General features: G+C 50.8%; 20 protein-coding genes. 12 read left to right on the forward strand and 8 right to left on the reverse strand.

Annotated features, from left to right (window positions below):
• The first annotated feature begins 4 nt into the window (after positions 1–4).
• The 4 genes from MKQ68_RS24380 to MKQ68_RS24395 all read left to right on the forward strand — a co-directional run bounded on the left by MKQ68_RS24380 (position 5) and on the right by MKQ68_RS24395 (position 5125).
• Positions 5–1084, forward strand: a complete 1080-nt coding sequence (locus MKQ68_RS24380; protein WP_264281337.1) for a M48 family metallopeptidase — start codon at positions 5–7, stop codon at positions 1082–1084.
• 19 nt (positions 1085–1103) lie between these two features.
• Complete coding sequence (locus MKQ68_RS24385) at positions 1104–2192, forward strand: HesA/MoeB/ThiF family protein (RefSeq protein ID WP_264281338.1); 1089 nt, start codon at positions 1104–1106, stop codon at positions 2190–2192.
• 259 nt (positions 2193–2451) lie between these two features.
• Complete coding sequence (locus MKQ68_RS24390) at positions 2452–3897, forward strand: DUF1800 domain-containing protein (protein WP_264281339.1); 1446 nt, start codon at positions 2452–2454, stop codon at positions 3895–3897.
• A gap of 19 nt (positions 3898–3916) precedes the next feature.
• Complete coding sequence (locus MKQ68_RS24395; protein ID WP_264281340.1) at positions 3917–5125, forward strand: DUF1501 domain-containing protein; 1209 nt, start codon at positions 3917–3919, stop codon at positions 5123–5125.
• Position 5126: 1 nt separating this feature from the next.
• Here the strand turns inward: MKQ68_RS24395 and MKQ68_RS24400 are convergent, their stop codons facing one another.
• From MKQ68_RS24400 to MKQ68_RS24410, 3 genes are all read right to left on the reverse strand, one after another.
• Positions 5127–5624, reverse strand: coding sequence for a hypothetical protein (locus MKQ68_RS24400; protein WP_264281341.1), 498 nt, complete (start codon positions 5622–5624; stop codon positions 5127–5129).
• 106 nt (positions 5625–5730) lie between these two features.
• Positions 5731–7794, reverse strand: coding sequence for an OPT family oligopeptide transporter (locus tag MKQ68_RS24405; protein WP_264281342.1), 2064 nt, complete (start codon positions 7792–7794; stop codon positions 5731–5733).
• 86 nt (positions 7795–7880) lie between these two features.
• A complete protein-coding gene (locus tag MKQ68_RS24410) occupies positions 7881–9590 on the reverse strand; it encodes a peptide MFS transporter (RefSeq protein WP_264281343.1) in 1710 nt (569 codons plus the stop codon).
• A 265-nt stretch (positions 9591–9855) separates the two neighbouring features.
• On the opposite strand from MKQ68_RS24410, the gene purD reads away from it, so the two are divergent.
• From purD to MKQ68_RS24450, 8 genes are all read left to right on the forward strand, one after another.
• Entirely contained in the window at positions 9856–11133 is a 1278-nt protein-coding gene (purD, locus tag MKQ68_RS24415; protein WP_244845620.1) for a phosphoribosylamine--glycine ligase, read from the forward strand.
• 200 nt (positions 11134–11333) lie between these two features.
• Positions 11334–12356: a rod shape-determining protein gene (locus MKQ68_RS24420; protein ID WP_264281344.1), complete on the forward strand. Its 1023-nt coding sequence runs from the start codon at positions 11334–11336 to the stop codon at positions 12354–12356.
• 57 nt (positions 12357–12413) lie between these two features.
• Positions 12414–13301, forward strand: a complete 888-nt coding sequence (mreC, locus tag MKQ68_RS24425) for a rod shape-determining protein MreC (protein ID WP_264281345.1) — start codon at positions 12414–12416, stop codon at positions 13299–13301.
• 3 nt (positions 13302–13304) lie between these two features.
• Positions 13305–13814, forward strand: coding sequence for a rod shape-determining protein MreD (locus tag MKQ68_RS24430; RefSeq protein WP_264281346.1), 510 nt, complete (start codon positions 13305–13307; stop codon positions 13812–13814).
• 120 nt (positions 13815–13934) lie between these two features.
• Positions 13935–15872, forward strand: coding sequence for a penicillin-binding protein 2 (gene mrdA, locus MKQ68_RS24435; protein ID WP_264281347.1), 1938 nt, complete (start codon positions 13935–13937; stop codon positions 15870–15872).
• A 6-nt stretch (positions 15873–15878) separates the two neighbouring features.
• Positions 15879–17168 (forward strand): rod shape-determining protein RodA, encoded by a 1290-nt coding sequence (rodA, locus tag MKQ68_RS24440; protein WP_264281348.1) that lies wholly within the window; start codon positions 15879–15881, stop codon positions 17166–17168.
• Between the two features lie 43 nt (positions 17169–17211).
• Entirely contained in the window at positions 17212–17958 is a 747-nt protein-coding gene (locus tag MKQ68_RS24445; RefSeq protein WP_264281349.1) for an MBL fold metallo-hydrolase, read from the forward strand.
• 64 nt (positions 17959–18022) lie between these two features.
• Complete coding sequence (locus MKQ68_RS24450) at positions 18023–18373, forward strand: nuclear transport factor 2 family protein (RefSeq protein ID WP_264281350.1); 351 nt, start codon at positions 18023–18025, stop codon at positions 18371–18373.
• 66 nt (positions 18374–18439) lie between these two features.
• On the opposite strand, the gene MKQ68_RS24455 is transcribed toward MKQ68_RS24450, so the two are convergent.
• From MKQ68_RS24455 to galE, 5 genes are all read right to left on the reverse strand, one after another.
• Positions 18440–18913 carry a hypothetical protein gene (locus tag MKQ68_RS24455; RefSeq protein ID WP_264281351.1) on the reverse strand — a complete coding sequence of 158 codons (474 nt, stop codon included), beginning with the start codon at positions 18911–18913 and terminating at the stop codon, positions 18440–18442.
• Positions 18914–18919: 6 nt separating this feature from the next.
• Positions 18920–19516, reverse strand: coding sequence for a hypothetical protein (locus MKQ68_RS24460; protein WP_244845628.1), 597 nt, complete (start codon positions 19514–19516; stop codon positions 18920–18922).
• 75 nt (positions 19517–19591) lie between these two features.
• The gene (locus MKQ68_RS24465; protein WP_264281352.1) at positions 19592–20143 is read right to left on the reverse strand and encodes an RNA polymerase sigma factor; all 552 of its coding nucleotides are present in this window, start codon (positions 20141–20143) and stop codon (positions 19592–19594) included.
• A 96-nt stretch (positions 20144–20239) separates the two neighbouring features.
• A complete protein-coding gene (locus MKQ68_RS24470) occupies positions 20240–21202 on the reverse strand; it encodes a transketolase family protein (protein WP_264281353.1) in 963 nt (320 codons plus the stop codon).
• A gap of 56 nt (positions 21203–21258) precedes the next feature.
• Positions 21259–22290 carry a UDP-glucose 4-epimerase GalE gene (gene galE / locus MKQ68_RS24475; protein WP_264281354.1) on the reverse strand — a complete coding sequence of 344 codons (1032 nt, stop codon included), beginning with the start codon at positions 22288–22290 and terminating at the stop codon, positions 21259–21261.
• Positions 22291–22308: the final 18 nt, after the last annotated feature.

The raw sequence follows: 22308 nt of genomic DNA on the forward strand, positions 1-22308 counted from the left end.
ATCCATGTATACTTATACCGGAGTTTACCATTACGAACAGAACGCTGCCCCTGAACAGGCGGCGGTTACCTTTGCCAACAATAAGTTAGAAATAGGTTTAAAAGACGAACATGGTAATCCACGCAACGTGTTCTGGTTCTGGGAAAAGATTTCGGTAGAAAACATCACCGGCGATCATTGCTGGCTGTCGTACGACGGCTTCCCGAAACAGACGCTCGAAGTAATATCGATGGACTTTGCCGTGGAGGTGGAAAAGCGGCGGGCCAAGTTTGGTAAACCGGCTACCGCCAACAAAACGATTTCCGCCCTGGTGATCATGGGGGCTATAGTATTGGCACTTGGCGTTGCCCTATACTTTTGGATCGTGCCCTGGCTGGCAGGCCGGGCGGCCATGTCGGTACCGGTATCGTACGAGGAATCGCTGGGGGATAAGGCTTACCAATCGCTGATCGGGCAGTACACGGTGCTGCCGGAAAAAACGAAGCTGGCCAACGATTTCTTTAAAGAACTGAAGATACCGAGTGCGTATAAAATCCGGATCACGGTGGTGAAGCAGGATCAATTGAACGCCTTTGCCATTCCGGGCGGCAACATCATTGTATACGATAAATTGATTAAGCAGATGAAAGGTCCGGGTGAGCTGGCGGCCTTACTTTCGCACGAGTTTTCGCACGTAGAGCTGCGGCATACGACCAAAACCATGTTCCGCAGCATGGGCAGTTATGTGATGTTATCGCTGGTGTTCGGCGACCTCACCGGCGTAGGGGCCGTGGTGGTGGAGAACGCGCATAGCCTCAAAACCCTGCAATACTCCCGCAGCCTTGAGCGCGAAGCGGACCTTAACGGCCTCAAATTGCTGGATGCCCGCCACATCGGCGGCGACGGCTTCGTTGGACTGTTTAAAACGCTAAAGAACGAAAGCGGCGTGGCGCCATCCGAGTGGATGAGCAGCCACCCCGACCTGGACAACCGCGTTAAATACGTGGAGTCAGATGAACATTACCAGGCGGGTAGCGTAACAGATAGCACGCTTATCCGTATTTTTAACCAGCTGCAGGCGGACGGTAATAACTCTTCCTGGTAGAACATTAAAAACACAAAAGATGCAACGATACGACAGGCAAACCCGGTTAAAAGATTTCGGGATAGAGAAGCAGCGGCTGTTACAACAGGCTGCCGTGTTGGTGATAGGCGCAGGTGGACTGGGTGTACCGGTGTTGCAATACCTCACCGCCATGGGCGTTGGGCGCATAGGTATCGTGGAGCACGACACCGTATCGGTAACCAACCTGCAACGCCAGGTAATATACGACACTGCTGATGCTGGTAAACCCAAGCTGGACGTAGCTATTCGAAAATTGAAAGGCTTAAACCCGGAGCTGACTTTTGAAGCCTGGGACACCTATATTTTACCGCAAAACGCGCTGGAGATCATCAGTAAATACGACTTGGTAGTCGACTGTTCCGATAATTTCGGTACCCGTTACCTGGTAAACGACGCCTGCGTCATTACCGGCAAACCGCTGGTGTACGGGGCTATTTATCAGTACGAAGGACAGGTAAGCGTGTTCAATTACAAAGGCAGCGCCACTTACCGCTGCCTGTTCCCCGAGCCGCCAGGCGAGGGCGAGCGGCTGGACTGTAACGAACTGGGCGTACTGGGCATCCTGCCCGGCATCGTAGGCAGTTACATGACCAACGAGGTGGTGAAGTTGATTTGCGGCATCGGGTTACAGTTGACCAACCAACTGCTTACCATCCACATTTTACAGAACGATCACCAGTTGTTCCACTTCGGACCTGTAGCCGGTAATCACCAGATTCAAACCTTGCAACCATCGTATGACCAGGGTGCCTGCGAAGCCCCGCCCTCCCTGCAATTGCTGGAGGTGGCCGAACTGCAACGCTGGCGTACCGAAGGCCGCTCGTTCCAACTACTGGACGTGCGCGAGCCGGACGAATGGGAAATTTGCCATATTGAGGGCGCCATCCACATACCCATGCACTTTGTGATGGGACAGGCAGGCCGCCTATCGCCCGACGAACCGGTAGCGGTATTGTGCCATCATGGAATGCGCAGCCATGCCGTAGCGCAGCAACTGCTGAAGGCCGGATTCAAAAAAGTGTACAACGTAACCGGTGGCATACATGCGTGGGCGTTGGAAGTGGACCTGGAAATGAATATGTATTGATGTTTACACCTTTCCCTGCCGGCAATGACACAGGGAAGGTGCAGGCACTCCCAAATTCGTCATTGGTAATGAAATGAGGCAATCCCTCGCACCAGTCTACCCGCGAAGACTCCGCACAAGGATTGCTTCCCTGTGGTTATAATGAGGTGAGGAAGTTAATCCTCCCCCTTCTGGAATAATATTTGAACCTCATAATTTGTTAACACAGCCGCGTTAAACTTCGCGCGTATATTTCAGTCATATATCCAAACCTACTTATATGGCCCTTGTCCCAGAGAAAATACAAATGCAGCACCTCGCCTGGCGCGCCGGATTCGGCGAAAACCTGCCCGTGATTGAAGGGTGGGGCAAAAGGAAGCGCAAAGAAACGGTGAAACGCGTACTGGCAGGGCAGGATAAGGAGATGGAAGTACTGCGTGTGATCAATGAAACGGACCTGCCTGATTACAAGCGGCTGAAAGACATGAACGAAGAGGAGCGCAGGGCGGTACAGAAGCTCAATACCGACGGCATTAAGGACCTGAACGTATCGTGGATGAGCGCGATGATTAAAACCAATCACCCGCTTCGCGAGAAGATGGCACTCTTCTGGCACGGCCACTTCGCCTGCCGTACGCAAAACGTATTATACAATCAGCAACTGCTGGAAGTGATACGCACCCACGCCCTTGGCAACTTCGGCGACCTGCTGACCGGCGTGTCTAAAAGTCCGGCCATGTTGCAGTTCCTCAACAACCAGCAAAACCGCAAGCAACGCCCTAACGAAAACTTCGCGCGCGAGGTGATGGAGTTGTTTACCATGGGGCGCGGTAATTATACGGAGAAAGATATCAAAGAAGCCGCCCGCGCCTTTACTGGCTGGAGCTTTGATGAAGTGGGCCAGTTCCAGTTCCGGCAACGGGTACACGACGATGGTGAGAAAACAATACTGGGCAAGAAAGGTAATTTTACAGGGGAAGATGTGATCCAGCTGTTACTGGACAACAAACAAACAGCGAAATACATCACCGGGAAGATATACCGCTACTTCGTAAACGATACGCCCGACGAGGCGCGCATTCAGGAGCTCGCGGGTAAGTTCTATCAATCCGGTTACAACATCAGCTCCCTGATGCAGGACATCTACATGGCGGACTGGTTTTACGATGAAAAGAACGTGGGTGCGATCATCAAATCTCCGGTGGAATTGATTGTAGGCTTGCGCCGCGCGATACCCATGCAGTTCGAGCAGGAAGAAACGATGTTACTGTTCCAGCGCGTACTCGGACAAACGCTTTTTTATCCGCCTAACGTAGCGGGCTGGCCGGGGGGCAGGAGTTGGATTGACAGTTCCAGCCTGATGTTCCGGATGCGTGTACCGCAGGTGGTGTTGTACTCCCAGGCTTTCAACATCCGCCCGAAAGAAATTACGCCGGAAATGGGAGAGGGTGCGAACTACAAGATGACATTGGAGATTAACGACTTCCTGAAACGGCAGTACGCCAAAAAGGTGAACGCGCAGATCGACTGGAAGCCCTACGTGGATGGGTACAAAGATGTACCGCGCGAGCAACTGGCTGATACGATTGCCGGCACCTTGTTACTAAAGAACAAGAGCCTCGACAAAGCTTTCCTGGAGAAGTATGCGGATGCCTCCACCCGCGATAACTATATTAAAACTGTGACCATCGACGTCATGAGCACGCCGGAGTACCAGCTGTGTTAATCATCAAATTATTCGTCTTATGCTTATCCTGAACAGACGCCGTTTTTTACAGGTTGGATCACTCGCTTCGGCATCGCTGATGCTCCCTAAGTTTTTAAAGGCCTTCGAGAAAGGTGAACTCGTGCCTCCCGGCAATAAAGTGCTGGTGGTAATCCAGTTGTCCGGCGGCAATGATGGTTTAAATACGATTATCCCTTACCGTAACGATATTTATTACCGCAGTCGCCCGGCATTAGGTATCAAGCGCGATGCGGCACTTGGCCTGAACGACGATCTCGGTATTCATCCCGCCCTGAAAGGTTTTAAGGCATTGTACGATGAAGGCCACCTGGCCGTATTGAACAACGTCGGTTACCCGAACCCCGATCGCTCGCACTTCCGCTCGATGGACATATGGCATACTGCCAGCGACAGCAAGGATTATTGGGGCAGCGGCTGGTTAGGTCGTTACCTGGATGCACAGTGTAAAGGTTGCGATAAACCTACGCAGGCATTGGAGATAGACGATACCCTTAGCCTGGCGCTGAAAGGTGAACAGGTAAAAGGCCTCGCACTCACCGACCCTACCCGCCTGTTTGGTACAAGTAATGAAAAATACTTTAAGTCGTTGCTGAAAAAACAGCAACAGCACGGGCACGATGAGCACGACAACGCCGACTACCTGTATAAAACAATGGCCGAAACAGTATCGTCGGCCGCATACATCCAGCAGCAGCATAAAACCTTCAAGTCTACCGCTGCCTATCCTAACTCGGCCCTGGGTAAGAATTTAAAAACCATTTCGGAACTGATCATGACCGATATCAATACCAGCGTGTATTACGTGTCGCACGGCAGCTTCGATACGCACGTAGGGCAGGATGGCCAGCAGAAAAGATTGTTTACGCAATTAGATGATGCGGTGAAAGTGTTTACAGACGATCTGAAAAAGAATAACCGCTTCCAGGATGTGGTGGTGATGACCTTCTCCGAATTTGGCAGAAGGGTGGCGCAGAATGCGAGCGGAGGGACCGACCATGGTACGGCGAACAACATGTTCCTGATCGGTGGCGGATTAAAAGAGAAAGGCGTGCTGAATGAAGGCCCGGACCTCACCAACTTACAGGATGGCGACCTGAAATACAAAGTGGATTTCAAGAGCGTATACGCCACCCTGCTCGGCAACTGGCTGCAGGCAGACGATGCCGCCATCCTGCAACACAAGTACGAGCGTTTAAACTTCGTATAGATTAGTAAGAGGTGTACACAATGCGAAAAGCGCCGTTGGACACCGTTCTTGGTATGCCAAAAGCATCGGTTACCGTACCGGCAAAGCTACCCTCGATTACCGAATCGCGTTTAGCGTAAATCTGGAAAGTCATATCACCCGTTTGATCGTCGGCCAGGTAATCGTTGCCTTCAAATGGCAGTGTGATGGACAGGCTGTTGCCAGCCTTTGTGCTGGTATATACACCCGGCTTCAGTTCTGCTTCTTCACTCTTCAGCGAGATGATCGCCCTGGCACCATGGTCATTTAGTGCGGTGGCGTACAGTGCCGAAAAGTTGTACAACGGGTCGGGACTCGTAGGCAGAAAGAGGGTGCCGGAATGTAATTCGGTAGCATATGGTACCCCGTCCAGTTTAAAGGAAATGAACTTGCGGGTTGACGGTTCAGTTCCTTCTTTGGTACAGGCGAACAAAAAGAGGGCAACAAGCACTACTCCAAGTGGCATCAGTTTGCGGCGCATAGGTATTTCAAATTTTAATCAAAAGTAATATATAAGACTGATATTATATACGTCCCCGGAGCGTTTTTATTGCGCTTCGGGGACGTTAATTTAGTGTAGGCTCGTATTAGGCGGCCAGTTTCTTAGGCTGTTTTTTAGCGATGCGATACAGCACCCAACCCATAAATCCGAATGCCAGTGCGGCGAGCAGCTGGTAGCCACCGTTGCCGAGGTGCTCTTCAATAGCGGGTTCCAGGCTGAGGGAGCTGAGGAAGTTGGCGGCGTTTTCGTTCACGGTAAGTACCGCAACGACTACGCCCGCAATGGCACCACCGGCCACGAGGCCCGTGGCGAACAGGCTGCCGCGACCCAGTTCTTCTTCTTCCGGCGTTAAAACGATACCCTGTTTTTTACGACGCCAGTCAATCAGTCCACGAATGGCGCCACCGCAGAAGATGGGCAGCGTGGTAGATAAAGGCAGGTAAGCACCTACCGCGAAAGACAGGGAACTGATGCCGCACAGTTCCACCGTAACAGCAATGGCGGCACCCACGATAATGAATTGCCAGTCCAGCCCACCCGACTGTATCCCTTTGATCAACACCGCCATCAGCGTCGCCTGTGGGGCGGAGAACTCCGTAGTACCAATGGCGTGCATCGTGCCGTTAGCGACCATTTCGCGTGTTGGCGTATCGAGAATGTGTACCGTCCAGCCCACGACCAGCGCCGACACGATAGCACCGATAAACAGCGCGATCTGCTGGTAACGTGGCGTAGCGCCTATGAGATAACCGGTTTTTAAGTCCTGGGACGTATTGCCCGCATTCGCAGCCGCGATACAAATGATGCCGCCTACTACCAGCGCCATCGGTTCGTAAGCCTTACCGCTCCAGCCCACCGCCAGGAAAATAAGACAGGTCCCCATGATTGTAGCGATCGTCATGCCCGATACCGGGTTGTTGGTGGTGCCGATAAGGCCTACGATACGGCTGCTCACCGTTACGAAGAAGGCGCCGAAAAACACTACCAGTATACCGATCAGGAGGCGCTGCCAGATCGTATCGCCCGGCAGGATGGTAATGAGCGACATGGACACGATGAGGCCAATAACTCCAACGATTACCACGTTCATCGACAGGTCTTTTTCCGTACGCAACGTAGATGCTGGTTCGGCGGAGCCCTTAATAGAACCCAGGCTGCCTTTGAAGGAGCTGATGATCGTAGGAATTGTTTTCAGCAACGTGATGAAACCACCGGCTGCTACCGCGCCTGCACCGATCTGTTTTACGTATGCCTGGTATACTGCATTGGAAAGATTCGTGAATGTATGCGTGGCAGGGTCCCAGCCGAAACGGGCGTTCGGCGTTTCAAGACTGGCCAGCTGACCGAGTTTTACGAGCTGCGTAGCGATCATATCAGGCGATACCAGCGAGGCCAGCAAGGGAATGAGTCCCAGCCAGGACAGCACACCACCGGCTACCAGTACACCACAAATGCGCGGACCGATAATGTAACCCACACCCATATACTCCGGCGTGATCTCACCGCCTACTTCCGCAGCAGGGTAGTATTTGTTGGTGGCCTTCGTCACGAATGATGGTGCTTCTGAAATAACATGCAGCACCTTTTGGAAGAAGGCATATACCACCGCGAAGCCTAAGCCCAGGAACGCCGTTTTGGCGAAGTCGCCGCCCTTTTCACCGGCTTTCAGCACCGAGGCGCAGGCCGTTCCTTCCGGATAGGGAAGCGTGTGATGTTCTTTTACGATGAGCGATTTACGTAACGGGATCATGAGCAGCGTGCCGAGCAGGCCGCCGAGGATGGCGAGTATCAGGATTGTCCAGTAATTAAAGTAGGACGCGCCGTTGCTCACGCCCAGTTCATTAACGGAAAGAAACAGGAAGCCCGGCAGCGTAAACGCTACGCCCGATGCGATCGATTCGCCGGCGGAGCCGGTAGTCTGGATAATATTGTTTTCGAGAATGGTGGTTTTGAAAAAGCGCCTGCCGAGCGTGATGGCCATTACAGCGATCGGGATGGATGCGGACACGGTGAGGCCGGCTTTCAGCGCCAGGTAAACGTTGGCTGCGCCAAAGATGATCCCGAAAATGCAACCCATCAGGATCGATTTAAGGGTAAATTCTCTCATTTGCGTTTCAGGCGAAACGAAGGGTTTGAAGTGTTGACTCATAATCAGGATAAAGGTAGTTGCTGCAAAATATACAAAAAAAGGAGCTACCGTGGTGGTAACTCCTTTTATATCAGTTGGGAATGCGACTATTGCGCGTTCATTAATTTCTGTAACTGCTTGGTAATAAGGAACAGGATCAGCGATGCAACACCCGCCATACCTACGAACAACATGAAGAAGTCGAACAGGTTAGACATCTGGTAGCCCAGGAACTGGGTGGGGTGTTTGTCGGGGTACAGGGCGCTCAGTTCACCTGCCAGTTTGTTGGCGCCGGCGTTGGCCAGGAACCAAACCGCCATCAGCAGTGAAGCGAAACGTACCGGCGAAAGTTTGTTCACCAGGGCGAGGCCTATCGGCGACAGGCAAAGTTCACCCCAGGTATGTAATGCGTACATACTGATCAGGTACAGCATGGTTACTTTCAGGCCAGGAGTAATATCTTTCACACCCATGCCGATCACCACATAACCCAGTGCCAGCAATAACAGGCCAATCGCCATTTTGGTCGGAGAGCTAGGTTCGTACTTCCCGAGTTTCAGCCACAGCCATGCAAACACCGGCGCAAATACCACTACGAAGATCGAGTTCAGTGACTGGAAGGCACTGGCAGGAAGTTCGTTAATCTGGATGGTCATGTTACCCGAGAGGAACAGTTTCACGTTCAGGTACACCAGGAAGATGCCGGCAGCAATCAGCAGGAACGACAGTACGTTCTTAACACTGTTCGGATCTTCCTGCATTTTAACACGGATCATGCGCAAGAGTACCACGATGTAATACAGCACCGCTGCACTTACGATAGACACGCTCCATACCGGGATGTGCCAGTTTAACGTACGGTTAGTCTGCTCATCTGCAAAGAAGGTAAGAGAAGCACCCGCCTGCTCAAACGCCGACCAGAAGAACACCACGAAAAACGAGAGGATAAAGATTACGCCGATCTTCTTCTTTTCAATTACCGTAAGGGTTTTATCCGAGAAGATCATAATCATAATAACGACTACGGCGGCGATAAGCAGGTAGGTTAAGTAGCTCACTACCTGCGCATCGAGGTACAGCATACCGATAGCCACTGCCGAGAACAGGATGAGTGCGGGTATTACGACGATGGGGGCAGTCGCCATTTTAGGCGCGGTAGCCGGAACGATACCTAAAGGCTCACCATTGTGCTTGCGGATATAGAAGTCTTTCAGCCACTGGAAAACGATCACGCTCAACAGCATACCGATACCGGCTGCGAGGAACGCCCATTTGAAGTCCTCGGGATTGTCGGTGTCACCCAAAGCGCCGCAAATAGCGGGACCTAAAGCGCCACCTACGTTAATGCCCATATAGAAGATCGTGTAAGCAGCATCTATCCTGCGATCGTTCGCGGGGTAAAGCTGTCCTACCATCGAAGAAATATTGGGCTTGAAGAAGCCGTTACCGGCGATCATAAGGCCGAGGCCCGAGAAGAAGAGGAAAGTGGAAAGGCCGTGATTGGTGTTATAGAGCGATGCACAGCCGAACATCAGGAACTCGCCCAGTGCCATTAACAGGCCGCCTGTAATGATAGATCTGCGGTTACCCCAATACCGGTCGGCTACAAAACCACCTACGAGCGGTGTGAGATAAACGAGACTGGTGTAACTGCCGTACAGGCTGGAGGCAAAGGCTTTGTCGAACAACAGTGCTTTCGTCATAAACAGTACGAGGATCGCCCTCATGCCATAGTAGTTGAACCGCTCCCACATTTCTGTTGCAAACAATACGTACAAGCCTTTCGGATGCCCCTTAGGCGTAGCATTTTGATTCATAAATGGTTAGTTTTATAATAGCTGTTTTTTAGATTTTTGCTGCGTTTTTAGCTTCTGGAGACAAGGATGCGGGGCGTAAGTTAAATAAATTCGGCTTTCCAGCTAAAAAAATAAGGCATTTGCACATTTTTACTCTTTCTTTGCAAAAAAATCCAATTCCCCATTTTTCATGTCCATATCCCGGCAATTATCCTCGAAAGAGACTAATTGATGCACGACCTTGAAAAGAGCGCCGACAGCGGCGGGGGAGTACTATTTGAATATTATGAAGATACTGTTACTTGGAAGCGGCGGCCGCGAACACGCACTGGCCTGGAAAATGTCTCAAAGCACTCAATGTACGGGCCTGTTCATCGCGCCCGGCAATGCCGGCACCGCACAGTATGGTACCAACGTAAATATCGCGGGTACCGATTTCGACCAGATCAAGAATTTCTGCATTGACAATAAAATAGAGCTGTTGGTAGTGGGTCCGGAAGATCCGCTGGTACACGGCGTTTACGACTTCTTTACGCAAGATCCCGAACTGCAGCACATCCCCGTAGTTGGCCCTTCCAAACAAGGTGCCCAGCTCGAAGGCAGTAAAGCATTCGCAAAGGAGTTTATGCTCCGCCACAACATTCCCACCGCCGCTTACCGCGAGTTCAGCGAAGCCAATTACGAAGAAGGGGTTGCTTATCTTAAGCAACATTCCCTGCCTATCGTGTTAAAGGCCGACGGACTGGCTGCCGGCAAAGGTGTGGTAATTGCGGCTACGCATGAAGAGGCCCTGGCCGAGTTTGCGCAAATGATCAAAGACGCCAAGTTTGGCGACGCCAGCAAAAAGGTGGTAGTAGAACAATTCCTCACCGGGATCGAACTCTCCGTTTTTGTGCTGACCGACGGTACATCTTACAAAATTCTCCCTGCTGCAAAAGATTACAAACGTATTGGCGAAGGCGATACCGGTCTGAACACAGGCGGTATGGGCGCTATTTCACCAGTGCCGTTTGCGGGCAAAGCCTTTATGGACGAGGTGGAAGAAACCATCATTCGTCCGACGGTGGAAGGCCTGGCAAAGGAAAACATCACGTACAAAGGTTTCGTTTTCGTTGGATTGATCAGCGTAGACGGTAAGCCATTCGTGATCGAGTACAACTGCCGTATGGGCGATCCGGAAACCGAAGTGGTAATGCCCCGTTTGCAGAACGACCTGCTGGAATTGTTCACTGCCCTTCACAACGGCACACTGGGTACGCAAACGATCTACGAAGATCCGCGTGCGGCAGCCACTGTTATGCTGGTAGCGGGCGGATACCCGGAGGCTTACGAAAAAGGGAAGGAGATTACAGAGATACCTGCCGCTAGACCGGACCAGCTGGTGTTTCACGCAGGCACTAAAGCAGAGGGCGATAAGGTACTGACCAACGGAGGCAGGGTATTAACCGTGACTTCACTGGCCACCGATCTGCACCTGGCATTGGCGCATTCGAAACAAACTGCCGAAAGCATCCAATTTGACGGTAAGTATTACCGCAGGGACATTGGCTATGAATTTGTGTAACAAACACTTGTGCACTAATTTCAGACCTGTATTTCTGGGAAACGCAGCAATTAAACCGACATTATTCCGTTAAAACGGAAAAGAATATCTAGCAGGGCTTCATACTATAAAAAAAATTCTTATACTTTAAGCTTTTTGCATCGTATATTCGTTGGAATTATTCATTTTTGCATATCTAATTCTTTTGACCGTATCAAACAATGGGCTTCTTTAATTTTTTAACACAAGAAATAGCGATAGACCTGGGAACCGCGAATACGTTGATCATACACAACGATTCAGTGGTAGTGGACGAACCCTCTATCGTCGCCATCGAAAGAGCCAGTGGCAAGATCGTTGCCGTGGGCAAAAAGGCGATGATGATGCACGAGAAAACGCACGAGTACCTTCGCACTATACGTCCCCTGAAAGACGGGGTAATTGCCGACTTCAACGCTGCCGAGGGCATGTTGAGGGAGCTGATCAAAATGGTTTATCCAAAGAAACCGCTGTTCGCCCCGAGCTGGCGCATGGTGATCTGCATCCCTTCCAGCATTACCGAGGTGGAAAAACGTGCCGTTCGCGACTCCGCTGAACAGGCCGGCGCTAAAGAGGTATACCTGATCCATGAACCAATGGCGGCCGCACTCGGTATCGGTATCGATGTGGAAGAGCCTGTTGGTAACATGATCATCGACATAGGCGGTGGTACTACCGGTATTTCTGTGATAGCCCTCGCAGGTATCGTGTGCGACCAGAGTATCCGTATCGCGGGTGACGAGTTCACTTCCGATATCATGGAAGCCCTGCGCCGTTACCACTCGCTGCTGATCGGCGAAAGGACGGCCGAACAGATCAAGATCCAGATTGGTTCTGCGCTGAAAGAACTGGATAATCCACCAGATGATATCGCGGTGAATGGTCGTGACCTTGTTACCGGTATCCCTAAACAGATCATGGTATCTTACCAGGAGATCGCCGAAGCGCTCGATAAATCTATCTTCAAAATTGAAGAAGCGATCCTGAAGGCGCTGGAAACTACGCCTCCGGAGCTGGCTTCCGACATTTACCGTCGTGGTCTTTACCTCACCGGTGGTGGTGCATTGCTGCGCGGCCTGGACAAACGTCTTTCCCAAAAAATCAAACTGCCTGTTCATGTGGCAGACGATCCGCTGCGTGCCGTAGTAAGAGGCACCGGCATTGCCCTCAAACACATTGGCAAATACCCATTCTTGATGCAATAATTCCTGATAGTTCCGGAACCGCAGTAATGCTGTTCCGGAACCTATACTTTTAACAAGGTGCGTAATCTCATTATTTTCTTCAGGCGGTATTTTAACTTCTTTCTGTTTTTGCTGCTGGAAGTGATATGTATCGCCTTCGTGTTCCGTAACAACAATTACCAGCGCACGGTATACATCAACTCTTCCAACAACATGAGCGGCCGGCTGTATACCTGGTACAACGACGTTCAGTATTACTTCCATCTCAAATCTACCAACGATAGCCTGGTAAGAGAAAACGCGCGCCTGCACAACGAACTGTTGTCGGCTTTTAATACGTTTGATACGACCCGCATCCTCAAAGCAGATACCCTCAGGAAATTCAGCAACGACACTATGCACCGTGTAATCGGTACAGAAGTGCGTCGCTACCACTGGCTGGAAGCTAAGGTGATCAACAACAGCGTTACCCGCCAGATCAACTATATCACCATTAACCGCGGCAGCAAATACGGCATCAAACCCAATATGGGTGTTGTTGGCCCCAGCGGTGTTGTAGGGGTGGTGCGTAACGTAAGTGAGAACTACGCAACCGTAATATCCCTGCTTTCTAAAACAGCTGCATTCGGCTTCAGCGCCCGTCTTTACAGCACCAGGGAAATGGGTACGGTAGTCTGGGACGGCAGCGATGGCGGACATGCGATCATGAAAGACGTGCCTAAGAGCGCGAAGATCAAAGCCGGCGATACGGTGGTGACCAGCGGTTACTCGGCCCTGTTCCCGGAAAATATTCCCATCGGTTATATCGAAAGCTTTTCACTGGCCGATAAGTCCAGCACCGCATATACCATCCGTTTAAAGCTGGCGACGAACTTCTTTAACGTACAATACGTGTATGCGATCGATAACCTGCTGAAAGACGAGCAGGCACATTTAGAAGATTCAACCTACAAGCAGATAAAATAAGAGATGAGCGTACTGTTAAAAAATATAATCCGCTTCGTGCTGCTGTTGTTAATACAGGTGCTTGTACTTAACCAGGTGATCATTCACAACCTGGTGAACCCTTATATCTACATGTTGTTCATCCTGCTACTGCCCTTCAACCTTCCCAGGCCGGCGGTACAGTTACTGGGCCTGCTGCTCGGTCTTAGCCTCGACATGTTTATGGATACGATGGGCATTCATGCTGCGGCTTGCGTGTTTATCGCTTACCTCCGCCCGTTTATTCTCAATGTACTGTCGCCCCAGGGTGGCTTTGAGGTAACACAAAAAACACCGTCCATCACCAGCATGGGCACTTCACAGTTTGCTACTTACGTTTCTATACTGGTGTTTTTACACAACATCGTTTATTTCAGCCTCGAAGTGTTTAGCTTCAGCAGTCCGTTTTACCTGTTACTGAAAATCCTGGTAAGTACGGCGGCCAGCCTTGCCCTCATCCTGATCTACGAGTTGCTTTTCTTCGCCAGGAAGTAGGATGTTAAATGCATGTGAAAGCAGCGGCAACGCTGCCCGTTATTTTGTATATTCGTTTCATTAGCCTGCAGTTTACAGTCCATGTCCGTTTATAATCAGCCCAGACAAAGAGTCATCCAGATGATCATCCTCGGGATGGTATCGATCATTGTTGTGAGGTTGTGTTACCTCCAGCTGGTTGACAAGAAGTATTCGAAACTTGCGGATGCCAATGCGGTATTGCGCAAAGTAGTGTATCCCGATCGTGGCATTATCTACGACCGCAAAGGCCGCAGTATTTTGGGCAACGATGCGTTGTACGACCTGGTCGTTACACCTATCGATGTAAAAAATATCGATACCAACCACCTTTGCAACATTCTCCAGATCGATAAAACAGAGTTCCTGCGCCGCATCGCCGATGCCAAGAAAAAGAACGGCCATCGCCGCCAGTCGGTGTTCTTCCCGCTCATGCCGCCTGAAATGTACGGCAAACTGCAGGAGAGCATGTACCTGTTTCAACCCGGATTTGAATTGGTGTTAAGGCCGGTGCGCTCGTACCCTTATCACGCCGCCGCTAATATTCTCGGTTATATTGGTGAGGTACCGCCCTTCATGCTGCAGGATTCCCTGCAACGCTGGGCAGACTACAACATGGGCGACTTTATTGGCCGTACGGGACTGGAAAGCTCCTACGAACGGGTATTGATGGGGCAACGTGGTATACAGTATCTCGTAAAAGATAACCTGAACCGTCCGCAGGGGCCATTGGAAAACGGCGAGTTTGATACGGCCGCTGTTGCCGGTAAAAACCTGCGCCTGTCACTTGACATAGAACTACAGGCGCTCGGGGAGCAGTTCCTTAAACACAAGATAGGCAGTATCGTAGCCATTGACCCGCAAACAGGCGGCATCCTGGCTATGGTTAGCGGCCCAACCTACGACCCCAACCTGCTTACCGGCTCGATGGGACGTAAAAACTTTAACCGCTTATTTGTCGATACCGTATACCCGATGCTGAACCGCGGTATGCAGGCGATTTACCCGCCAGGCTCCTCCATGAAACCACTCACCGCGCTCATGGCGCTGGATGAGGGAGTGATCACGAAAGACTATGGTTTCCCATGCCATGGGGGATATGCCAACTGCGGTAAGTTTATCCGCTGTACGCACTCCAACGCGGGCCACGCCGCTAACCTTCGACTGGCGATCGCCAACTCCTGTAACGCTTATTTCGTACACCTTTACCGCCTGGCGGTAGACGCACCCAAGTGGGGCGGGGTGAAGAACGGGCACCATAAATGGGCGGATTATATGCGCTCCTTCGGTCTTGGCCACCGCCTGGGCATCGATATTCCGGGAGAGTACCCTGGCACCGTGGCCGATACGGCGGAAATTAACCGTCGCTACCGCGGGCAGTGGAACTCCTGTAGTGAATTGTATGTAGGCATGGGACAGGGTGCGGTGGTAACAACACCACTGCAGATGGCGAATGCGATGTGTATTATCGCGAACAAAGGATTCTACTACATCCCGCACTTCGTGGAAAGTATCGACAACGACAAATCGGACATACTCAAAAAATATAAAGAACGGCACAAGGTGGCCAACGTAACCGACGATGCGTATGAGGCGGTAAAACTGGGTATGGCGGACGTGGTAACGTCTGGTACCGGCCGTATCGCTGCCATCGACGGCATCGAGGTAAGTGGTAAAACCGGTACGGCGGAAAACCAGGCGAAGATCAACGGAGTACTCACGAAACTGAAAGACCACTCCGTATTCGTAGCCTTCGCCCCCCGCGAAAATCCGAAGATCGCGGTTTGTGTGATCATCGAAAACGGCGGTTTTGGCGCTACCTATGCAGCGCCTATCGCCAGCTTAATGATGGAAAAATACCTGAACGACACCATCGCCCTCACGCCTAAACGCCAGGCGATGATGCAAAAAATGCTGACCGACAATACCATGTCGCCTGCCATCCGTGAGAAGTCGCGGCTGGATTCGATGAACAACGCTTATGCCGGCTCGGGCCGCACAGGTGTAGATAGCAGAGGCAGATTTATACTGAATCAATAACGAGCAATGAACCGCGCACAATCCAAACTTACCCAGGGTATCGACTGGCCCACTGTCGGACTCTATTTCGCACTGGTGATCATCGGCCTGTTCGCCATTTTTGCGGCCGAACACCGCGATGGCGATAATGTGTGGCATAACATTCTCGCACAGAACAAGAACTACGCCCGCCAAACCATGTGGCTGGGAGTATCACTCGTTCTGGCAACACTCATCTGGCTGATGGACAGTAAATTTTTTACGGCCACGGCTAACCTGCTTTACGCATTCGGTATACTGCTGCTACTATTGGTATTGGCTATCGGGCATGATGTAAAGGGTTCCAGTTCCTGGTTGAACATAGGCTCGTTCAGGTTTCAGCCGGCGGAGCTGACCAAACTGTTTACCAACCTGGCGCTGGCCAAATACCTGTCGTCACTCGAAACAGACTTTACCAAACTTCGTCCCCGATTGATCGCTGGTGCTATTGCGCTCGCGCCTTGTGCGATTACTATCTTACAAAATGAAACGGGCCTGGCGCTGGTGTACTTTTCGTTCTTCCTGGTGATGTACCGCGAAGGGCTGCCATCGGCCCTATTGGTGATCGCCTTTTCCGCGATCGTACTGGTATTGTCCGCGCTATTGGTAGAGAATAAGTTGATCTTGTTTATCATCTTTACCGTGCTGGCAGGTTTGACGATATATTTCAGCCGCAGGGAGATCCGTCGCCGTAAATCACGCCTGTTCATGATCATTGGCATATGGGCGTTTTGTTCCGCCTTTGTGACGATCGTAGTGCCTTTTGCCTTTACAAAGGTGTTGAAGGACTACCAGGTGAAACGTATCAATGTAATGCTGGGTAAGGAAAACGATCCCAAAGCAACTTATAATACCCGCCAGAGCATGATCGCCATTGGTTCCGGCGGCCTGTTCGGCAAAGGTTACCTCAAAGGCACACAAACCCGGTTCGACTTCGTGCCCGAACAAAGTACCGACTTCATTTTCTGCACGATCGGTGAGGACTTCGGCTTCCTTGGGTCTATGATCTTCGTGGGCATTTATGTAGCCCTGCTCTTACGGATCATCCTGATCGCCGAACGACAGCGATCGACATTCAGCAGGGTGTATGCTTACGGCGTGGCATGCATCATCTTTTTCCACGTCGCCATCAACCTGGCTATGACCATCGGTTTGGCCCCGGTTATTGGTATTCCCCTGCCCATGGTGAGTTACGGCGGTTCGTCGCTCATGACCTTCACCATGCTCATCTTCATCATGCTGCGGCTCGATGCCGACAGGCAGATGGTGTTGCGGTAAAAGCACGATTATTCTGAACAGATAGCCGTATTTTTGCAGCAGCATGGCACGAATCATACCACTCTCGGAAGGAAGTTTTACAGTAGATGGAACAAAGGCTTTTGTTCCCTTCGATACCAGTAAAGATAATATGCAGCAGCGCGGCCCCGGTGCCCTGCTGGTAGAAATACAGCCGTTCCTCGTCATCACCGACAAGGACTACCTGCTTTGTGATACCGGTCTTGGCTTTCGTAATGCGGACGGCGTACTGCAACTGCATCAAAACCTGATCGATAACGGCATTAACCCGCTGGAGATCACTAAAGTGCTGATGAGCCACCTGCACAAAGACCACGCGGGTGGGGTGAGCGCGAAAGATCCCGTAACGGGCGAACGTTCCCTCAGCTTTCCACATGCTACTTATTATGTCAACACCCGCGAAATGAACTACGCCATTGAGCAGGACGGCAAATCCTATCTGGCAGAAGAAGTAGGCCTGCTGCGCCAGCGCGACAATGTAGTGTTTATTGACGGCAATGGCAGCATTGACGGTTATATCCATTATGAATTTACAGGCGGCCACTGCCCGTACCACCAGGTGTTCTTGATCGACGACGGCGAGGATCAAATATTTTTTGGTGGAGATGTGGCGCCACAGGCTTCACAAATGCGCGGCCGCTTCATCGCCAAATACGATTACGATGGTAAACTGAGTATGGAACTGCGGCAGCAATTTATGGAGCGGGGCAAGAACGATAACTGGCAATTCCTCTATTATCACGATACCAAACAGCCGATCGGCAGGTTTTAGCGCACCGTTTGCTCAATAACGTTACCGGCGGCTCCGCGGAAGTTTTATTTTTACGATAAAAACGATGACTGCTGCTCAATTTGCAAAGGAATGGCTTGCGGCGTGGAATAGTCACGACCTGGATGCGATCATGCACCATTATGCCGAATCCATTATATTTTACTCTCCCTTTATACGCCGGGTAAATAACGATCCGTCCGGCTGCATCAGCGATAAAGCTGTATTACGCGCGTATTTTGAAAGAGCGCTTAAAGGCTACCCGGACCTTCACTTCGAACTGTTCCAGGTGTTGGAGGGCGTTGGCTCTGTGGTGTTGTACTACAAAAGTGTAAACAATAACCTGGCGGCCGAACTGATGGTATTGAACGAAAAAGGTAAGGTGACAGAAGTAAGGGCACATTACTTTCAGGCATAAAAAAAGACCGTCTCCAACATAAGACGGTCTTCTCGCTAAAACAAAAAATCGAACGTACCAGTTATTTTATTGTCTTTGTCTCCGCATATTGCGGTTCTCTTTTCTTTCTTTTAACTGACGGATCATCATTGTCCGGAACTCGCGCTCTGAGCGGAAAAAGTCGGTTACCTTCCGTGGAGGAATTACCTTTTTAAACTCCTCTTTATACCGCGTACGGATGTCCAGCATCTTCCTTTCATAACCCAGTTCCGCATCCATGGCATCATCCGCGGTGCGGTCGGTGCGGGTTTGCTGTTTATTTACCTTCATCCGCTGTTTCCGGTCCTGGATCAGCAGTTCAATTTCCCGGGAGTACTTGTTGTACACCGGCCAGAACTTCTGTGCTTCATCCGGAGAAAGGTTTAGTTCTTTCGAGATGTAAGCGATTTCCAGTGATTTCACCTTGTCCTGGATGGCCTTATTAGTTTCCTGCGCCGAGGCGGCAGGAAGATGACCAAGGAGCATCACTGCCATAATCCATATCAGGTAAAATTTCTTCATGTAGTATTAATTAAATTCAGCTTCGTTAATCATGTTATCGTCTACGTATTCTTCCAAAGCGTTGGTAGACACGTTTTCCAGCACGGAGGGCAGTTCTGTTTCGTAGCTAACGGTGGAAAAGAGGGCTTCATTATCGAAGTCGTCCACATGGTTTTGCAGGAACTCCTCAATTTCCTGATCGCTGAGCGCTGCCATCTGTCGGTCGATGCCGGCCGGACTGGCATTATTGCTGACGAGCAGCCAGCCGCCTACAGCCACTACTGCTGCCACAGATGCCGCTATCAGCCAACGTTTCAGGTTACCGGTGCGGCGCGGCATGGATATTACCTTCGTTTCGCTATCGGTCATCCCGGCAAGGTCGGGTCTCAGCTGGCCGAAATACCCCGGTGGTGCCTCAAAAGGCGTGCGTTTAGGCATACCGGCCAGGAACGGAGACAGCTCCTCCAGTTCTTCCTGAACAGCTGTAGCCCCCAGGCGCTGCATGATCATGCCGGGAAGGGCATCGAAATAACCTTCCGGCACCCTGTAATCCGGGTGGCCCGGTACAGGCATTCCGGGAGCAATTTCCCGCAGTTCGTCCGCTATATCTTTCCCCTTTTTCATGCTATTTCTTGTTCGTTAGACGCTTTTTTATGCCGGGAGTTTAACCTACCCCGCCAATTTTTTTGTTGAATACGCTTATTCCGTCTTCATAAACTCTTCAATTTTCTTCACCGCATGGTGATAAGAGGCCTTCAAAGCTCCCTCGGAAGTCTCCAACACCCTGGACATTTGGTCGTAAGGCATTTCGTCGTAATAACGCAGGTTAAATACGATCCGCTGCTTTTCCGGCAGGCTGAGGATCGCCTTTTGCAGTTTCCATTCCAGTTTATTGGCATCGAACTGTGCATCGGCCTTCAGCTTGTTTTCCAGGCCGCTTTCCACATCCGACAGGGATACGGAGGCTTTGCGTTTTTGCTGCTCCAGGTAGGAGAGGCTTTCGTTTGTAGCAATTTTATACAGCCAGGTATACAACTGGGCGTCCTCCCGGAAGTTTTCCAGGTTTTTCCACACCTTGATAAATACATTTTGCAGCACATCGTTGGCATCCTCGTGGTCGATCACCAGGCGGCGGATGTGCCAGTACAGCCTTTCCTGGTACTTTTGAATGAGAAGCGTAAATCCCTTTTCCTTCGTGCCAGGCTGCCGGTATAGTGCCAAAAGCTCTTTGTCTTCCTGCGTTACGGCCATATCGGTTAAATGGTTAGGAGCATGTCCAAAATAAAATAAAAAACCCATCACTTGGATGGGTTTTTTAAACGAAGGTTTAATCCGTTGTATAGATCATTAGCCTTTTTTACGGGCGATCGCTTTTTCAGCTGCTTCTACGATGTTAGGCGTATCCAGTCCGTACTTTTTCAGCAGGTCGGTTGGTTTACCGCTTTCGCCGAAAGTATCGTTGGTGCCTACGTACTCGATAGGGCATGGAATATGACGCGCTGCCACCTGTGCAATGCTGTCGCCCAGGCCGCCCAGTACGTTATGTTCTTCTGCCGTTACCGCACAACCGGTTTTTGTCAGTGATTTGATCACCGCTTCGGTATCCAGTGGCTTAATTGTATGAATATTGATCAGCTCAACGCTGTAGCCTTTTTCTTCCAGTATACGGCCAGCTTCTACCGCTTTCCATACCAGGTGACCGCAGGCGAAGATGGTAATGTCGGTACCTTCATTCAGTACCTGTGCTTTACCGATCTCAAACTTTTGGTCTTCCGCGGTGAAGTTTGGCCATTTCGGCCGGCCGAAACGCAGGTAAACCGGGCCCTCGTAATCAGCTACTGCGATAGTGGCCGCTTTGGTCTGGTTAAAGTCGCAAGGCACGATCACGGTCATACCAGGCAGCATTTTCATGAGGCCGATATCTTCCAGGATCTGGTGGGTAGCGCCATCTTCACCCAGGGTAAGGCCTGCGTGGGAAGCACATATTTTAACGTTTTTGCCGGAGTAGGCTACTGACTGGCGTATCTGGTCGTACACGCGGCCGGTAGAGAAGTTGGCGAAAGTCGTGGTATAAGGTATTTTACCGCCGATGGTTAAACCGGCAGCCACGCCGATCATGTTGGCTTCAGCGATACCGCATTGTACAAAGCGATCGGGGAACTCTTTAATGAAAGCGTTCAGTTTCATAGAACCCAGCAGATCTGCAGTAAGTGCTACTACATTCGGGTTCTTGCGAGCCGCTTCGAGGATGCCTTCGCCAAACCCGCCACGGGTTTCTTTTTCGTTAAGGACTTTTATGTCTTTTACCATAGTTGCCAGTATTAATGCCGCAAATTTAGAAAAATAGGAGTGGAATTATCGATGAATTAGTTATTCAGTACCCGGTCCCTCAAAGACACCTCCCACTGCCAGGCAGTGCGCATCATGTCCTCAATACCCTGTTTGGGTTCCCAGCCGAGCCTTTCGCGGGCGTAGGAGTTGTTGGCGTAGATCTCTATTACATCGCCCGGGCGACGGGGGCCCAGTTCGTAATTCAGCTTCACGCCCGATACTTTTTCGAAAGCTTTGATGGCTTCCAGTACGGTAACGCCATTGCCAGTGCCGAGGTTGATGATCTCGCGGTTGCTTTCATTTTTACCGTCCAGCAGGTACTGCAGCGCCTTGGTATGTGCGTTGGCGATGTCCATTACGTGAATATAATCGCGTACGCAGGAGCCGTCGCGGGTATGGTAATCGGTGCCAAATACCGTTACCTTCGGCAGTTTACCGATCGCGGTCTGGGTGATTACAGGAACCAGGTTATCGGGCCTGCCCAGCGGTAACTCACCGATCAATGCAGATGGATGGGCACCTACCGGGTTAAAGTACCGCAGTACGATGTTGTTAGTGCTATTCACACGGGCATAATCTTCAATAATCTGCTCACCCATTTGTTTTGTACGGGCGTAGGGGCTTTGTGCCTCGCCCAGCGGGGTGCTTTCTACAACAGGCAGGGCCGTCGTATTACCGTAAACGGAGCAGGAAGAAGAAAATACCAGGTTAGGTACGTTAAATTCTTTCACACATTTCAGCACATTGATCAGGGAGGTGAGGTTGTTCTGGAAGTAGTACAACGGGTCAGAAACGGATTCGGGTACCGTTTTTAGCGCCGCGAAATGAATCACCCCAACGATATCCCTGTTTTCATGAAACACAGCGTGCGTGTCTTCAAGATTGCAAAGGTCCACCTTGTAGTTATGGATCTTTTTGCCGGTAATTTTTTCAATACCTTCTAAAAGCTGTGTAGAACTGCGCACGTTACTATCAACGGACACCACTTCAAAACCATGATTGATCAGGTCGACTATCGTATGAGACCCGATATAGCCACAACCACCTGTAACAAGGACTTTTTGCATATGCTGAATTATTGAGAT

The sequence above is a fragment of the Chitinophaga horti genome (assembly GCF_022867795.2).
Taxonomy (GTDB): domain Bacteria; phylum Bacteroidota; class Bacteroidia; order Chitinophagales; family Chitinophagaceae; genus Chitinophaga; species Chitinophaga horti.

Excerpts from the sequence above, each read along its gene's own strand:
- MKQ68_RS24380 (WP_264281337.1), top strand. The coding sequence starts at position 5 with ATGTATACTTATACCGGAGTTTACCATTACGAACAGAACGCTGCCCCT.
- MKQ68_RS24385 (WP_264281338.1), top strand. The coding sequence starts at position 1,104 with ATGCAACGATACGACAGGCAAACCCGGTTAAAAGATTTCGGGATAGAG.
- MKQ68_RS24390 (WP_264281339.1), top strand. The coding sequence starts at position 2,452 with ATGGCCCTTGTCCCAGAGAAAATACAAATGCAGCACCTCGCCTGGCGC.
- MKQ68_RS24395 (WP_264281340.1), top strand. The coding sequence starts at position 3,917 with ATGCTTATCCTGAACAGACGCCGTTTTTTACAGGTTGGATCACTCGCT.
- MKQ68_RS24400 (WP_264281341.1), bottom strand. The coding sequence starts at position 5,624 with ATGCGCCGCAAACTGATGCCACTTGGAGTAGTGCTTGTTGCCCTCTTT.
- MKQ68_RS24405 (WP_264281342.1), bottom strand. The coding sequence starts at position 7,794 with ATGAGTCAACACTTCAAACCCTTCGTTTCGCCTGAAACGCAAATGAGA.
- MKQ68_RS24410 (WP_264281343.1), bottom strand. The coding sequence starts at position 9,590 with ATGAATCAAAATGCTACGCCTAAGGGGCATCCGAAAGGCTTGTACGTA.
- purD (WP_244845620.1), top strand. The coding sequence starts at position 9,856 with ATGAAGATACTGTTACTTGGAAGCGGCGGCCGCGAACACGCACTGGCC.
- MKQ68_RS24420 (WP_264281344.1), top strand. The coding sequence starts at position 11,334 with ATGGGCTTCTTTAATTTTTTAACACAAGAAATAGCGATAGACCTGGGA.
- MKQ68_RS24430 (WP_264281346.1), top strand. The coding sequence starts at position 13,305 with ATGAGCGTACTGTTAAAAAATATAATCCGCTTCGTGCTGCTGTTGTTA.
- mrdA (WP_264281347.1), top strand. The coding sequence starts at position 13,935 with ATGATCATCCTCGGGATGGTATCGATCATTGTTGTGAGGTTGTGTTAC.
- rodA (WP_264281348.1), top strand. The coding sequence starts at position 15,879 with ATGAACCGCGCACAATCCAAACTTACCCAGGGTATCGACTGGCCCACT.
- MKQ68_RS24445 (WP_264281349.1), top strand. The coding sequence starts at position 17,212 with ATGGCACGAATCATACCACTCTCGGAAGGAAGTTTTACAGTAGATGGA.
- MKQ68_RS24450 (WP_264281350.1), top strand. The coding sequence starts at position 18,023 with ATGACTGCTGCTCAATTTGCAAAGGAATGGCTTGCGGCGTGGAATAGT.
- MKQ68_RS24455 (WP_264281351.1), bottom strand. The coding sequence starts at position 18,913 with ATGAAGAAATTTTACCTGATATGGATTATGGCAGTGATGCTCCTTGGT.
- MKQ68_RS24460 (WP_244845628.1), bottom strand. The coding sequence starts at position 19,516 with ATGAAAAAGGGGAAAGATATAGCGGACGAACTGCGGGAAATTGCTCCC.
- MKQ68_RS24465 (WP_264281352.1), bottom strand. The coding sequence starts at position 20,143 with ATGGCCGTAACGCAGGAAGACAAAGAGCTTTTGGCACTATACCGGCAG.
- MKQ68_RS24470 (WP_264281353.1), bottom strand. The coding sequence starts at position 21,202 with ATGGTAAAAGACATAAAAGTCCTTAACGAAAAAGAAACCCGTGGCGGG.
- galE (WP_264281354.1), bottom strand. The coding sequence starts at position 22,290 with ATGCAAAAAGTCCTTGTTACAGGTGGTTGTGGCTATATCGGGTCTCAT.